Source organism: Enterococcus sp. DIV0187, assembly GCF_051713785.1.
GTDB lineage: Bacteria > Bacillota > Bacilli > Lactobacillales > Enterococcaceae > Enterococcus_A > Enterococcus_A avium.
Genome location: NZ_JBIOQO010000001.1, coordinates 3,219,973 through 3,235,090 on the forward strand (window position 1 = coordinate 3,219,973; position 15,118 = coordinate 3,235,090).

Below are 15,118 nucleotides of genomic sequence, written 5' to 3' on the forward strand. Positions count from 1 at the left end.
ATATACAAAGGCTTGAGTGTCTGTAAGAATTCTTACATTAATTTGTTGTAGAATTCAACGACTAATGATTCGTCGATTTCTGGGTTGATTTCATCACGTTCTGGTAAACGAGATAATGAACCTTCTAATTTTTCATCGTCGAAGCTAACAAAAGCTGGACGACCAACAGCTGATTCAACTGCTTCTTTTACTGTAACCATGTTTTTAGATTTTTCACGGATACCGATAACTTGGCCAACTTCAACTTCATAAGAAGCGATGTCAACACGTTTGCCATCGACAGTTACGTGACCGTGGTTTACTAATTGACGAGCTTGGCGACGAGTTGAAGCCAAACCTAAACGGTAAACAACGTTATCTAGACGACGTTCTAGTAAGATCATGAAGTTAACACCATGTTTACCTTCTTTGATTTTGCTAGCGCGTACGAATAAGTTACGGAATTGACGTTCGTTTAATCCGTAGATGAAACGTAATTTTTGTTTTTCTGACATTTGCAAGCCGTATTCAGATTTCTTTCCACGGCTGTTTGGTCCATGTTGACCTGGAGCGTATGGACGACGTGCTAATTCTTTACCTGTTCCTGATAATGAGATACCAAGACGACGAGATTGTTTCCATGATGGTCCTGTATAACGTGACATTAAAAATTCCTCCAATAAATTGTTTTGGAGTAAAATAATCCGTTGAAAAATTCATATCCGTGTAGTTCGTTCTTCAATCTTCACCTTCGCAGCCGCGGTTACACAATTGAACCAATACTGGCAACGAACTGGGGACGGGCTATTATTCTTCTGCTGCATTATTTTACACAAACGTCAGTATAACGGAAAAGAGCGGGCAGAGTCAAGTTCAAGTGTTGCTTTTTTGAAAAAAATGTGTTAATTGTTGGGTGCTGGCAAAAAACGATTGCTTTTTTCTAAGACAGCGAAAAGATTGAAACAGAATAGTGTAAGAAGCTTTTGCAAATTCTCTGAAACTTCTCTACAATGAAGGATGTCAGTACAACTTTGCCAGTTTTTCTTTACGCTTCAGCGTATTTAGAAGAATGGTGTGCGTACGAGAATCTTACGTTAGAAAAATTCGAACTTAGTTACGAGCTAGTTCGTAAAATAGTAGATAAACGCATTAGTTGAATGATATACGGCATTTGAATCGACCTAATTTTTTTATTTGAAAAAAATCTTACTTTAAAACGAATAAGGAGATTAAGGATGAACGCATTGATTTTTCCGTATCAACCCGAGATTGCGGAACCAATGGCTCGGTACATGAAGGATCTTTTTCCCTTTTGCGGAGTCAAAAAGCCGCAGCGAGCACTATTGGAACGGCCCTTTTTAAAAGAAAGCACCATGTTATCAATCGAAGAACTGATACAAGAGATTTTTCGCAACTATCGAATGAATGAACGAGAATATCAGTATTACGCGATTGATTTGGCACAAAAGAACATTCTGCGTTTTTCACTAGCGGATCTGGCGGCATTGCTTCCTTTATTAGGTGAAAAAACTTGGTGGGACAGTATTGATGCGTGGCGTAAGGTGTTTTCTACGTGGGTTTTAGCGCATCCAGCAGAGTTGGAGCAGGTGTATCGTTTTTTCTATCAGCATGAGAATTTTTGGTATCGGCGTGTAGCGATCAATTTACAGTTGATGTTTAAAGAAAGCACCGATACAGAATTGTTGGCGCAAGCGATCTTAGCGGATCTAACAACAGATGAATTTTTCATCCAAAAGGCGATCGGCTGGGCATTGCGTGACTATAGTAAGGTGAATCCTGATTGGGTAAGAGATTTTATACAGCAGCATTCATTCAGTAAGTTAGCCCTACGTGAGGGCAGCAAATACATAAAAATGGAGAGATAAATTTTGGAAAGAAAATTAATCGCACTAGACATTGATGGTACCTTGTTGAGCAGCCAAAGAAAACCTTTGGAAAGCACGATGAAGGCGTTGAAGGCATTGCGTGAGGCTGGACATTTAGTGACTATTGCGACGGGACGGTCCCGCTTGTTGGCTGGCGATGTGATTCATCAGTTAGGCTGTACGAATTACATTATTTGCAATGGTTCTGCAGGATTTTTAGATCATGAGCAGGTGTATAAGCATACGCTGGATCGTGAAGCGTTGACTCGTATGATTGATTTTGCCACGGAACGAGAGATCGACATTATGCTCTTCGGATTAGATTCTTTCGGGCGGGTAACTGATTTTGACAAGGAAAAGGTTCGCAATGCGATGTCTTCTTTTGGACAACAGGCGCCAGAGTATGAACCAGATTATTTCTCTCAACATGAAGTATACCAAGGCTGTGCCTTTTATGATCAGTCAATGGATGAGGAGTTTGAAGCGGCTTTCCCAGAATTTCGTTTGGTTCGCTGGCACGAGAATAGTGTTGATATCATTCCTAATCCTGGTTCTAAGGCACAAACGATTTTAGCTTTAGCGAAAAAAGTCGGGATCAAACCAGAAAATATCGTGACCTTTGGTGATGGCAACAACGACATTGAAATGCTGAATTTGGCGGGAACGGGTGTGGCAATGGGAAATGCTGCCAATCATGTTAAGGATGCCGCCAATCTCGTGACGGACACCAATGATCAAGATGGAATTTATAAAGCACTACGCCAATTAGAATTGGTGCATTAATAATAAACTTAAACTGCTAGAGGCTATGACAATTACTTTTGTCGTAGCCTCTTTTTTTAGAAGACAAACGCTTCACAAAAACACACAGTAGGAATTCATTTCTTTATTATTTAACAGGTCATTGCATAAATAAGCAGCAGAAGAGGAACGACTTCATTGCTTGAAAAGCTAGAAAGTAAAAATCACAAATTAAATAGTTATAAATATTATTAGCTCTTTTTTTAACATTTCTTCTATTAATTTTATTTGTTTTTTTAATATTATTAGATGTGTTGTTAATTTCTTTAATCATGTTGACGAAAAGGGTTAATTCCGTTTGTCATATATGTAATACGCGTTTTTTTATTAATCAAAAATGAAACATATGGGAGGAAAAAGCATGAAAAAAATTAGGGGATTTAGTGGGTTGATTTTATTGAGTAGTCTATTAGTAACATTGACTGCCTGCTCCGGCGGTGGCGACACAAAAAAAGCGAATGAGAAGGAAAATACAGCCCAAACATCAAAAGTTGAAATGAGCATTGAAGGAGGCAGCTACATCATACCTGATGGGAAAAAGGTTGATGATGAGACAGGCTTCCTAGCACTGGATATTAAAGTCAAAAATAAGTCAAAAGAGAAATTGGATGTTTCTTCTAACGATTTCGCTTTGTACGATGAAGATGGGAAGAAGGTTTCTTCAGAGCACGTTCATGATTCCAATGATAACTTTAAAGTTATGAGTAATGAGAGCCTATCTGAGGATAAGAGCTTTACTGAGCCATTGGTATTTGAAGTCAAAAAAGATGCAAAATATGATCTACATTATGAAGCTATGTACTATTCTGAAGACGAGAAGGATGAAAGCATCGAGCTGAAGCTTGATACAAAAAAATACAATGACGACACCAAGGCGGTACAAGCGCTGGTAAGTCAATATATAACGAAAGTCTTTTATAATTCTGACGAAGTGAAAGAAGAAGATAAGAAGGCGGCAGGGAAACTTGAGTTAGCCAATGATCTAGAAGCGGAAAGCAAAACCTTTAAAGAAGACAGCGTCAATAGCTTGAAGGAAGATTTTACAAACTATGATCCTTCAACAGCAGAGTTGGAAAAGGTTATAACTCAACTTCAACAGACCAATGCTGAAAAGGGCAAGGTAACTTACAGCTTTAAAGAATTCTTCCCAGAATCAGCAGTCATCTACGTACGTCCAGAAATGGTCTTTTTGGATGATGTTGATACCGAATCAATCATAGACAAATTCGTAGAAGAGAATGAAGGTAAATACACTGATTATACTAGTGTGCGTCGAGATGCAGAAAAATATTTATTGCAGGAATTGCCTGGAAAGATCAATGAAGCACCAATCAACACCGATGAAAATATGAATGGTGAAGGTTATCAGGTGAAGTTAGAGAAAAAAGACGGTAAGTGGGAGATCAATTCCGCAAATGAAAGTCGAAATTATCATTTCAAATCAATGAAAGAGGCCTTCAGAGGCGGGCTTAATGACTAAAAAGACTGGAATGCTGGCAACGATCGTATTAGTCATCGTGATCCTATTCAGCTTTGTCAGCTATTCTAGATATAAAAATAGTGTAGATGCTACGGTGGATCGTTTAGCGACTGCACTGATTGAAAATGATGAGACGTTAATCAAGCGGTACATGCCTAGCTACTCAAATAAGAAAAAAATCAGCAAAGACGCACAAGTTCTTTTTCAACAGCAGGTAAAAAAGCTGAAAAAAAAGCAGATCACTAAGCTTTTAAAAAAGGATGAATATTTTTCGATTGAAGAGGGAGCTTCCTTTTTAAAGCCAGCTAAAATCTATCCAAATGCACGATTTCTTATTGTAGAATTGCCTAAAGGTACCGATCTTCGAACCACGATCCAAGCACAGGAGGTTTCTGGAGATTTCGTTGAGGACTGGAATAAATATACTTATGGTCCTTTTTTACCAGGAACATACAACGTAACCTATGAAATGGCGCATCCGAAATTTGGCTCAAAAAAGGTTCAAGAGCAGGTTGATCTCAAAGCAGAGGATCAGCGGCTGACAGTGAAAGAGAATAGCCTGTATGAGAACAATCAAGGGTTCCAAAAGCATCTACTAGCATCAGTCGTCAATTATTTTGATTCCTTCAATCAAGGAATTCGCGATGGTTTGAATGTTTCGCAGCTAATCGCTTCTAAATCACATAAGGAAAAGCTGCAATTGAGTTTTGCAGAACTAAAGCCTTACTTGAAAAGCTTTGACCAGCAATTTCAGTCAATCAAGCTCAATTGCGATTCAATTTCGGTGAATACAGGACAAACAAAAGCTCAATTCGATGTCTATATCGATCTCAAGCGTTCGATGCAATTAGTCGAGGAAGTTGGGATTGATGAGGCATTGACGACGGATGCACAAAACGCAATCGCGAGCCTTGTTTATGATGAGGAACAGAAAAAATGGCTAGTCGATGATTTGGATTTCAGTACCTACCAACAGGACCCTAAGAATTGGGAGCATGTTCAAAGCTATCGTGCAAAAAGCGAGCAGAAGGCACATTGGGATAAAGACGATACGGTTGAGGTTGTTTAATAATGAAAAACTGCGAGTGCGTTGCTGCTCGTAGTTTTTTTATTTTTAAATTGCTTACAGCAAGTCGAATGGAATCTTTTATTTTCAAGCAAAAACAACTATAATAAGACAAGATGCTTAACTAGAGAAGGGGAAAAAAAGTGCGCTTACTATTCATTGGGGATGTTGTTGGTTCATTAGGTCGGCAGATGTTGAGTGACTATTTACCGCGTTTAAAGAAAAAATACCATCCACAGTTGACGATCGTTAACGGTGAAAATGCGGCGGCAGGCCGTGGCATTACAGAAAAAATCTATAAGAAATTTTTGCAAGATGGGGTCGATGTAGTTACCATGGGGAACCATACGTGGGATAATAAAGCGATTTTTGACTTTATCGCTGACGCGAAAAAAATGATCCGACCAGCAAATTTTCCAGAAGGCGTACCAGGTAAAGGCCATTTATATGTGAAGGTGAATGAGTTGGAGCTGGCGATCATCAACTTGCAGGCGCGTTCATTTATGACCGATTTGGATGATCCTTTCCGCATTGCTGATCAGCTGATTACGGAGGCGCAAAAACGTACACCGTATATCTTTGTAGATTTTCATGGCGAAACCACCAGCGAAAAGCAAGCGATGGGTTGGTTTGCGGACGGACGCGTTTCAGCTGTAGTTGGAACCCATACCCATGTCCAAACCAATGATGGCCGTATTTTACCAAAAGGGACGGCATATCTGACCGACGTCGGGATGACCGGTCCATATGATGGCATTTTAGGCATGAAAAAGGAACCGATCATTGAAAAGTTTTTAACGGCATTGCCGCAACGGTTTGAAGTGATTGAAGAAGGGCGCACCGTATTGTCCGCTTGTGTGATTGATATTGACAAAAATGGTCATGGACAAAAAATCGAAACGATCTTAATCAATGAAGATCGTCCATTTAGAGAATAGAAGCAGAGGGATAAAATGAATTTAACAAATGAAGCCGCCGTCGAAGCGGCTTTATCTCATTTAACAGCATTATTAGGTGAAAATGAAGTGATCACTCGTTTCCAGCAGCTTCAAAAGCGAGTAGCGGAAAACGACACGCTTCAGCAATTGGAAGAAGGCATCAAAGCTGCACAAAAAGACGCGGTTCAGTTTGCTCATTATGGCAAACCAGAAGCCGAACGGGAAGCAATGAAAGAAGCGGATCGTCTGACTAAGGAGTTTGATCAGCATCCGTTAGTAATCGCCTATCGTGAACAACTTTATGAAGCCAATGATCTGCTTCAGCATCTGACCACAATGATCCAAAAAGAAGTCAATGCAGCCTTAGAAGCAGATGAAGTTACAGGGGAGGGAGCGCAATAATGCCTCAAAAAACGAAGAACACACCAATGATGGAACAATATTTGGCGATCAAGGACCAATATAAAGACGCCTTTTTATTTTACCGATTAGGGGATTTTTATGAACTCTTCAACGAAGACGCGATCAAGGTTTCGCAGTTGTTAGAGCTGACCTTGACCAGTAGAAATCGGAATGCAGACGACCCGATCCCCATGTGCGGCGTACCGCATCATTCTGCTCAGGGCTATATCGACACCTTAGTCGAACAGGGCTACAAGGTTGCTATTTGTGAACAAATGGAAGACCCGAAGCAGGTAAAGGGCATGGTCAAACGGGAAGTTGTCCAATTGATCACACCAGGAACACTGATGGAAGGCAAAGGTATCGAAGCCAAAGCCAATAATTTTCTGACTGCTGTTACCCAAGTCAAAGACAAGTTCGGTTTTGCTTACGTTGATCTTTCAACCGGTGAATTAAAAACAGCGCTACTGCATGATGAAGAAGCCGTAATGAATGAAGCGACGGCTTTACAAACAAAAGAAATTGTTTTAGGCAGTGAAATCCCTGAAGGTTTGCAGAAAAATCTTGGGGAACGACTTGGCTTGGTCTTTTCAAGGCAGGAAACGGTCGAGGACAATGCGGAATTCAGCTTTCTGACCGCCGATATCACAGATGAATTAGAAAAAGAAGCGACTGGCAAGCTGTTGACCTATCTGTCAGTCACCCAAAAACGCAGCTTAGGACATATCCAAAAAGCAGAAGAATACCAGCCGGAGCATTTCTTGAAGCTGGACTATTTCTCAAAAACCAACTTGGAATTGACTCGTTCGATTCGAACAGGCAAAAAACAGGGCACTCTTTTGTGGCTGTTGGATGAAACAAAAACCGCGATGGGCGGTCGATTATTGAAGCAATGGATTGATCGTCCATTGATCCAAAAGCGTCAGATCAACGCACGTCAAGCGATGGTTTCTTCCTTATTGAATGCTTATTTTGAACGGATGGATCTGAATGAATCCCTCACAAAGGTTTACGATCTGGAACGTTTAGCTGGTCGAGTGGCCTTTGGCAATGTCAATGGTCGTGACCTGATCCAATTGAAAACTTCTTTGATGCAGGTACCTCAGATCCGTCAATTATTGACTGGCATCAACCAAGGCGAGTGGAATGATTTATTGGTGGATATGGAACCAATGGATGATTTAGTGGATTTGATTGAAAAAGCGATCAAGGACGAAGCGCCGCTGCAAATTACTGAAGGCAATGTCATTAAGGATGGCTACAACGAGCAGTTGGATCAGTACCGTGAGGCTATGACCAACGGGAAAACGTGGTTGGCAGAATTAGAAGCACGTGAACGTGAAGCTACTGGAATTAAAACACTAAAAGTCGGCTACAATCGCGTATTTGGTTATTACATTGAAATTACGAAATCCAATCTTGCTAACTTAGAAGAGGGCAAGTATGAACGTAAACAGACCCTAGCTAATGCGGAGCGCTTCATCACACCAGAGCTGAAAAAATTAGAGACCTTGATTTTGGAAGCCGAAGAAAAATCTGTTGCGCTTGAATACAATCTTTTCTTAGAAGTCCGAAATGAAGTTAAAAAAGCCATTACCCGCTTGCAGAAACTTGCAAAAAGCTTGAGTGCGACAGATGTCTTGCAAAGCTTTGCGACTGTCAGTGAACGTTATCAGTATGTACAGCCGACGATGGAGGTTGGGACACATAACCTGCAAATCAAAGAAGGTCGCCATCCGGTCGTGGAAAAGGTTCTGGGACATCAGGAATATATTCCAAATAGTGTTCACATGAGTCCTGATGAGATGCTCCTGCTGATTACTGGACCGAATATGTCCGGTAAAAGCACCTACATGCGTCAGCTTGCTTTGACAGTAATTATGGCGCAAATGGGCTGTTTTGTTCCAGCGGAAAGTGCCGAACTGCCGATTTTCGATCAAATCTTTACCCGCATCGGTGCCAGCGATGACTTAATCGCCGGCCAATCAACCTTCATGGTAGAAATGATGGAGGCCAATCAAGCACTGCGTCATGCGACACCAAACAGCTTGATTCTCTTTGATGAGTTAGGTCGCGGAACAGCGACGTATGATGGGATGGCGTTAGCACAAGCGATTATTGAATATATCCATAAAAATGTGAAGGCCAAAACGCTATTTTCAACCCACTATCATGAGTTGACGGTGTTAGAAGAAAGCCTGCCTCAATTAAAAAATGTTCACGTTGGCGCGGTCGAGCAAAACGGCGAAGTCGTCTTCCTGCACAAGCTGATGGATGGACCCGCAGATAAAAGCTACGGGATTCATGTCGCGAAAATCGCTGGGATGCCCACCGATCTGCTTTCTCGCGCAGCGACGATTCTATCCGCTTTAGAATCTGATGCGCCTGTGCAAAAAAATGCGGAGATTGTTGAAGAAACCGAGCAGCTTTCGTTATTTAGCGAGGTGTCAACTGCTGAACTTGGTGTAGTCGACAGTATCAAGAAAGCCAATCTACTTGAAATGAACCCGATGGAAGCATTAAACTTCCTATACGAGTTACAAAAACGGATTTAAACAAGGGGGAATTCGATGGGAAAGATCCAAGAATTATCCGAACGCTTAGCCAATCAGATCGCCGCAGGAGAAGTCGTCGAACGTCCTGCCTCAGTCGTCAAAGAATTGGTTGAAAACGCAATCGACGCAAAAGCAACACAGATCGATATTTTGATCGAAGAAGCAGGCTTGAAAAAGATCCAGATCGTAGACAATGGCGAAGGCATCAATCAAGACGATGTTGAAAATGCCTTTAAACGTCATGCCACAAGTAAAATCCATAACCGCGATGATTTATTTCGCATTCGGACATTGGGGTTCCGCGGGGAAGCATTACCGTCGATCGCCTCTGTGTCTGAGATGACTTTGGAGACGGCGACTGCTGATGAAACACAGGGTTCCTACCTTTTCTTAAAAGGCGGAAAAATTGAAGAACATCGTCCAGCTTCCTTGCGGACAGGAACAAAAATCACCGTAGAAAACCTGTTTTTCAATACGCCTGCGCGTTTAAAATATGTGAAGTCGCTGCAAACAGAACTGTCGAATATTGGGGATATTGTCAATCGGATGGCCTTGAGCCATCCTAATATCGCCTTTCGTCTCGTCCATGACGGTCACAAGATGCTGAGCACCAGTGGTACAGGAGATTTAAAACAAACTCTGGCTGGTATCTATGGAGTAGCCACGGCGAAAAAAATGCTGAAGGTCGAAGCGAAAGATTTGGATTTCACGTTGAATGGCTATGTATCGTTACCAGAAGTGACGCGTGCAAGTCGCAATTATTTGTCTGTAATCATCAATGGCCGCTACATAAAAAACTTCGCACTGAACAAAGCGATCATTAATGGTTATCAGTCAAAATTGATGGTGGGACGATACCCAATTGCGGTGCTTGAGATTACGATGGACCCGCTGTTAGTCGATGTAAATGTACATCCAACCAAACAGGAAGTTCGTTTATCCAAAGAAAAGGAATTGATGGAGCTGATCAGCCGCGGAGTTGCTGAAAGTCTGCGCCAGATCAATTTGATTCCTGATGTCGGTGAAAATCCCAGCTTCAAACGCAAGGTCGAAAAAATCCACACGGAACAATTGGACCTGCCGTTAGAAGAACAGCCAAAGAAAAAGAGTGATTTGAACTATGATCCTAAGACGGGGATTTTTTACGTCGAACCGAAACAACCAGAGCCAGTCGAAACACCGGTACCACTAAAGGAAGAAATCGTTGAAAAAACCATGACGGTTCCACTTGAAACAGAACAAGAGAAAGCGGCGATCGTGGAAGAAACACCTGAACCACTGATTGAAGAAGAGATCACGACAGAAGAGCAAGTTTATGAAGAAGCGCCTAATGCTGACCATCCTGAATTTGATCTAAGTACCCAATCTGGTGAAAAAGTGATTGAACAGGCGATAACAAAGCTGGAGAACGAGCATCCCAAAGAACGATTCCCGATGCTGGAATATTTCGGTCAAATGCATGGTACCTATTTGTTTGCCCAAAGTAAAGACGGCTTATATATCATTGACCAGCACGCGGCGCAAGAGCGGATCAAATACGAATATTTCCGCGAAAAAATCGGCGACGTTTCTGATGATCTGCAGGAGTTGCTGGTGCCATTTGTTTTGGATTATCCCAACAACGATGCCATCAAGCTAAAAGAACAAACGGAGCTATTGCAGGAAGTCGGCATTTATTTAGAAGAGTTTGGCCCTAACAGCTTCATCGTGCGAGCGCATCCGACGTGGTATCCAGCCGGACAAGAGGAAAGTATCATTCGGGAAATGATCGATATGCTTTTAGTTACTGGCTCTGTTAGCGTCAAAAAATTCCGTGAAGCAACAGCCATCATGATGAGCTGCAAACGCTCGATCAAAGCCAATCATCATTTGAACGAAGCACAAGCGCGCGTTTTGTTATCGGATCTCGCACAATGCGAGAATCCTTTCAACTGCCCCCATGGTCGTCCAGTATTGATTCATTTTAGCAACAGCGATATGGAGCATATGTTCAAACGAATTCAAGACCCACACTAGTCTAAAGAGGAGCAGATTTATGACCGTTATTTTAGCTTCGCAATCACCAAGAAGACAAGAATTACTCCACTGGCTGATGGCTGATTTCACCGTTCAACCGGCTGATATTGATGAAGAAGTCAAAGATCAGTACGCACCAAAGGATTATGTGATGGAGATGGCGCGGCAAAAAGCGGCAGTGGTCGCCGCTGAGCACCCAGAAGCATTAGTAATCGCCAGTGATACGGTGGTCGTACTGGGTGAACAAATCCTCGGCAAACCTAAGAGTCGAGAAGAAGCATTTGGTATGCTGGAAAGTATGAGCGGCGGCAGCCATTTAGTCTATACCTCCGTGGTAATTCGTCAAGGAGACCAACTGGAGGAAAAACTAACTTCCGCTACTGTGACCTTTTATCCTTTGACCGCTGGAGAAATTAATCGCTATCTCGATAGTGATGACTACAAAGACAAAGCTGGTGCATACGGTATCCAAAATGGTGCCGGCGTCTTCGTTGAAAAGATCGAAGGCGACTATTACAGCATCGTCGGTTTTCCAGTTGGTGCGGTGAATCAGATGTTGAAGAAGTTTAGCTATTAGATAGAATGTAGGAGAACACCGGATTACGATCCGGTGTTCTTTACCTTTTCGCAGTAAAAGCACGCACTATGAGCATATTCTTCGTATCTTTTTCTCATCGGGTGTATGCTCAGCGTGTTCTAAGTAATCATGAAAGCGGGGAAGAACCATGGAGCAGGAAGAATTGAAAAAGAAACTTTCACCCATCGAATATGCAGTGACGCAGGAAAACGCGACAGAGCGTCCATTTTCTGGAAAATATGATGATTTCTATCAAAAAGGCATTTATGTTGATGTCGTCAGCGGTGAGCCCTTATTTTCTTCTACTGACAAATACGACGCCGGATGTGGTTGGCCAGCTTTTAGTCGTCCGATCGAAAAGCGTGGAGTGGCTGAAAAGGCAGATTTTTCTCATGGCATGCATCGAGTAGAGGTCCGCAGTAAAGAAGCCGATTCCCATCTAGGACACGTGTTTAACGATGGGCCGCAAGATCAAGGCGGTTTGCGTTATTGCATCAACTCCGCAGCATTGCGCTTTATTCCAGTCGATGAGATGGAAGAAGCAGGCTACGGTCAATATAAGGAACTTGTTAAATAAAATGTGCCGAGAAATCGGCGCATTTTTTTGTATTTCTTCTTTTAGTGATTTTCTTAGTTTTTTCCTTTTCCATATTCAGTTGCAAATGATGTCCGCTTTTCAGAAAATGCATGTAATTTCAACAAAATTTGGAGAAAATAGCTATCTTTTTTCGCTATACTGGAACTATCCTATTTTTAGAAAAGGCGATATTTGTGAAATTATTTAAAGAATTAAGTCTGTTATTTCTCTATTCTATTATTGGCGAAGGTCTGCGGATGCTTCTTCATTTACCTGTTCCGGGAAGTATCATCGGTATTGTGCTCCTCTTTCTTTCCTTCCAAACCAAATTATTAAAGCCATCGGCAATTGAGGATACAGCAAACTTTCTGTTAAACCATTTGACGATTTTATTTGTACCAGCTGGTGTCGGTTTGATGCAATATTACGGAGCCATTAAATACACGTGGCCGATCCTGTTAGGCGCAGTTGTTTTGTGCTCTCTTGTCTCACTTGTAGCTGTCGGGAAAACAGCGGAATTTGTTGAAAGAATCAGCATGAAGAGCAAGGAAGAAAAGGCGCGACTGGTTGAAAAAGTTGGGAAACTGCGAGGTGAAGCGGATGATTTCAGCGCTGGCGAGTAACCCGCTTTTTGGATTAGCACTTACTTTGCTTATCTATCTAGCGATGGAAAAATTGTTGAGTAAGGTGAACATCCCTTTCATCAATCCTTTGATCGCAAGTGTGGTCATTATCATTATTTTGTTGAAATTCAGCGGAATCAGCTATCAGGAGTACAACATAGGCGGCAATTTATTTACCATGATGATTACACCGGCGACAGTGGCGTTAGCTTTGCCCCTTTACCAAAATTTCGATAAGCTTAAGAAATATTTTTTGCCGGTGATTTTAGGAACACTGGTGGGTGTGGTACTTAACTGTTTACTAAGTGTTGGAATCGGTCGCTTATTTTCATTGAAACAAGGGATTGTCGTTTCGTTATTGCCAAAATCAGTGACCACAGCGATCTCAGTTGATCTGTCTAGCCAGATGGGCGGCATTTCGCCAGTGACCTTAGCAATCGTTGTTTCGACGGGGATTTTCGGGGCTTTAGTTGGAACAAAGGTTTTTCAACTTTTCAATATTCAAAGTCCCGTGGCAAAAGGCATCGCTTTAGGCAGTACCTCTCACGCGATTGGTACCGGTCGAGCGATCGAGATTGGTGAACTAGAGGGCATTCTTGCTGGTTTATGTATTTGTGTCAATGGGTTAGTAACGGTGGCGCTGCTGCCGATTTTATTTCGTCTATTCGAAGGTCTTTAGTACCAGCTCCTTGCGCTCTTTTGCTAAAATGTAGCGTGAAGGAGTTTTTTTATGTATATCAAAGCGCTGGAATTACAACATTACGAAAAGGATGTATATCTTAGCGTCCGATTATTGGAAGTGATGGATGATGATCAGCTGTATAAGAAAAGTGAATTAGCTGAGATGCTTAAATTGGATGTTCGCAGTGTGCAGCGTCTGCTGACGGAACTGAGTAAACAGTATCACCGATTCACCGAAACAGAATTGCCACTATTTGAAAAAAAGGGAAACAGTTATCGTCTGTTGATTGCTGCTCAGACGATGGAAGAAAATCAATTTTTGGTCGATTTAATTCGTCATTCGTTAGCCTATCGCCTGCTTAATCTGTTAATTATCGAAAATATTCGAACAATCAAGGAGCTAAGTGATAAATTATACCGCAGCGAGTCTACGATCCGACGTAAATTAAAGGAACTAAGTAAAGAATTGTTGCCGTTGCAATTAACCATTCAACGAGGAGAGGTACTTTTCCAAGCACCGGAATCGGTTGTACGAATGTATCTATCGGTTTATTATTGGCGCTTGTTTCGTGGTAAAAATTGGCCCTTCACATTACTGCAGCATGAACCAATCAGAAAAATCAGTCGAGAGATCCAGCAATTTTTTCGAGTCGAGTTGAATCCTATTAAAGCACAGCGTTTGGAATATTTGGTAGCGGCTCACTTGCTGCGAGAGGTTCAGCAGCACGCATTAGAAAAGACTTCGAGCACTCAAAGCGTCTTAAATGATGACCCGCTCTTTAATGATTTTGCTCGCCAACTAAGACCCATTATGCCTATTTACTTTCGAAAGCAAGCCTCACTAGGAAATCTTTTTTTACATTTATTAACACGAGAGGAGTACTATCGTGTACCCACTATCGCAGAGAAAATCCATAGCTTATTGGCTAGACCGCCATTTTTGGTGTTTGAGGAAGTAGCAGCGATGGATCAGCTCTTGGAAAAGAAAATCAATGACCACGCGACTTGGAAAAAATTTCAAGCGTTACATGCGGAGAATTATTTGATCAGCGGGCATTTGTACCATCATTTATTTCCTATGATTCGCTTTAATATCAATGGAAAAGCTTTTTGGACGATGGTTACACGTCAACAGCCAAAGCTTGCAGCGTTTGTTTCTGAGCTTTTAGCGGATCAGGGTGGCAGTGAATCCATTTTATTCGGACGTTATCTATCGGTCTTGCGACGTTTACCGGAATTAACGATGCAGCCTGTGTTGAGGATTTTTCTCCAGACTGATCTGCCGGAATTTGAAGAAACGCTTTTGAAGGAAGATTTACACCAGTTTTTAGCAAATGATTTCCAAGTTGTATTTGCAAAAACATTGACTGACAGTGATGTTTGCCTAACGACCAGCCTGATTTATGAGGATGATGAGGTGCCAACTTTAACGATCACACAGGAATTGCATATGGCAGATTATTTTGCTCTATTAAGGTTATTACAAGGATTCGGCGGTAAGAGTTTTTAACCGCTGATTTTTGTGCTAGAATAATGA

At 41.7% G+C, this 15,118-nt stretch carries 14 protein-coding genes; 13 read left to right on the plus strand and 1 reads right to left on the minus strand.

Annotated features, from left to right (window positions below; genetic code table 11):
* Nucleotides 1-32: 32 nt before the first annotated feature.
* A complete protein-coding gene (gene rpsD, locus IGI52_RS15725; protein WP_016181608.1) occupies nt 33-644 on the minus strand; it encodes a 30S ribosomal protein S4 in 612 nt (203 codons plus the stop codon).
* A 570-nt stretch (nt 645-1,214) separates the two neighbouring features.
* On the opposite strand from rpsD, the gene IGI52_RS15730 reads away from it, so the two are divergent.
* From IGI52_RS15730 to IGI52_RS15790, 13 genes are all read left to right on the plus strand, one after another.
* On the plus strand, nt 1,215-1,865 hold the full coding sequence (locus IGI52_RS15730; RefSeq protein ID WP_016181607.1) for a DNA alkylation repair protein: 651 nt from the start codon (nt 1,215-1,217) through the stop codon (nt 1,863-1,865).
* A 3-nt stretch (nt 1,866-1,868) separates the two neighbouring features.
* The gene (locus IGI52_RS15735) at nt 1,869-2,648 is read left to right on the plus strand and encodes a Cof-type HAD-IIB family hydrolase (RefSeq protein ID WP_016181606.1); all 780 of its coding nucleotides are present in this window, start codon (nt 1,869-1,871) and stop codon (nt 2,646-2,648) included.
* 379 nt (nt 2,649-3,027) lie between these two features.
* Nucleotides 3,028-4,146 (plus strand): DUF4352 domain-containing protein, encoded by a 1,119-nt coding sequence (locus tag IGI52_RS15740; RefSeq protein ID WP_438781707.1) that lies wholly within the window; start codon nt 3,028-3,030, stop codon nt 4,144-4,146.
* Nucleotides 4,139-5,215: a hypothetical protein gene (locus IGI52_RS15745; protein WP_016181604.1), complete on the plus strand. Its 1,077-nt coding sequence runs from the start codon at nt 4,139-4,141 to the stop codon at nt 5,213-5,215. Before IGI52_RS15740 ends, IGI52_RS15745 begins: the two co-directional genes overlap by 8 nt.
* A 140-nt stretch (nt 5,216-5,355) precedes the next feature.
* Complete coding sequence (locus tag IGI52_RS15750) at nt 5,356-6,150, plus strand: TIGR00282 family metallophosphoesterase (RefSeq protein ID WP_016181603.1); 795 nt, start codon at nt 5,356-5,358, stop codon at nt 6,148-6,150.
* Nucleotides 6,151-6,165: 15 nt separating this feature from the next.
* Entirely contained in the window at nt 6,166-6,552 is a 387-nt protein-coding gene (locus IGI52_RS15755) for a YlbF family regulator (RefSeq protein ID WP_016181602.1), read from the plus strand.
* Nucleotides 6,552-9,107, plus strand: coding sequence for a DNA mismatch repair protein MutS (gene mutS / locus IGI52_RS15760; RefSeq protein ID WP_438781708.1), 2,556 nt, complete (start codon nt 6,552-6,554; stop codon nt 9,105-9,107). Before IGI52_RS15755 ends, mutS begins: the two co-directional genes overlap by 1 nt.
* A 15-nt stretch (nt 9,108-9,122) precedes the next feature.
* On the plus strand, nt 9,123-11,123 hold the full coding sequence (gene mutL, locus IGI52_RS15765; RefSeq protein WP_438781709.1) for a DNA mismatch repair endonuclease MutL: 2,001 nt from the start codon (nt 9,123-9,125) through the stop codon (nt 11,121-11,123).
* A 19-nt stretch (nt 11,124-11,142) separates the two neighbouring features.
* Nucleotides 11,143-11,700 carry a Maf family protein gene (locus tag IGI52_RS15770; protein WP_049219865.1) on the plus strand — a complete coding sequence of 186 codons (558 nt, stop codon included), beginning with the start codon at nt 11,143-11,145 and terminating at the stop codon, nt 11,698-11,700.
* Between the two features lie 148 nt (nt 11,701-11,848).
* Complete coding sequence (gene msrB / locus IGI52_RS15775; protein WP_048721049.1) at nt 11,849-12,277, plus strand: peptide-methionine (R)-S-oxide reductase MsrB; 429 nt, start codon at nt 11,849-11,851, stop codon at nt 12,275-12,277.
* Nucleotides 12,278-12,471: 194 nt separating this feature from the next.
* Nucleotides 12,472-12,900 (plus strand): CidA/LrgA family protein, encoded by a 429-nt coding sequence (locus IGI52_RS15780; protein ID WP_048721051.1) that lies wholly within the window; start codon nt 12,472-12,474, stop codon nt 12,898-12,900.
* Nucleotides 12,881-13,579, plus strand: a complete 699-nt coding sequence (locus IGI52_RS15785) for an LrgB family protein (RefSeq protein ID WP_370447997.1) — start codon at nt 12,881-12,883, stop codon at nt 13,577-13,579. Before IGI52_RS15780 ends, IGI52_RS15785 begins: the two co-directional genes overlap by 20 nt.
* Nucleotides 13,580-13,630: 51 nt before the next feature.
* A complete protein-coding gene (locus tag IGI52_RS15790) occupies nt 13,631-15,091 on the plus strand; it encodes a helix-turn-helix domain-containing protein (RefSeq protein WP_016181595.1) in 1,461 nt (486 codons plus the stop codon).
* Nucleotides 15,092-15,118: the final 27 nt, after the last annotated feature.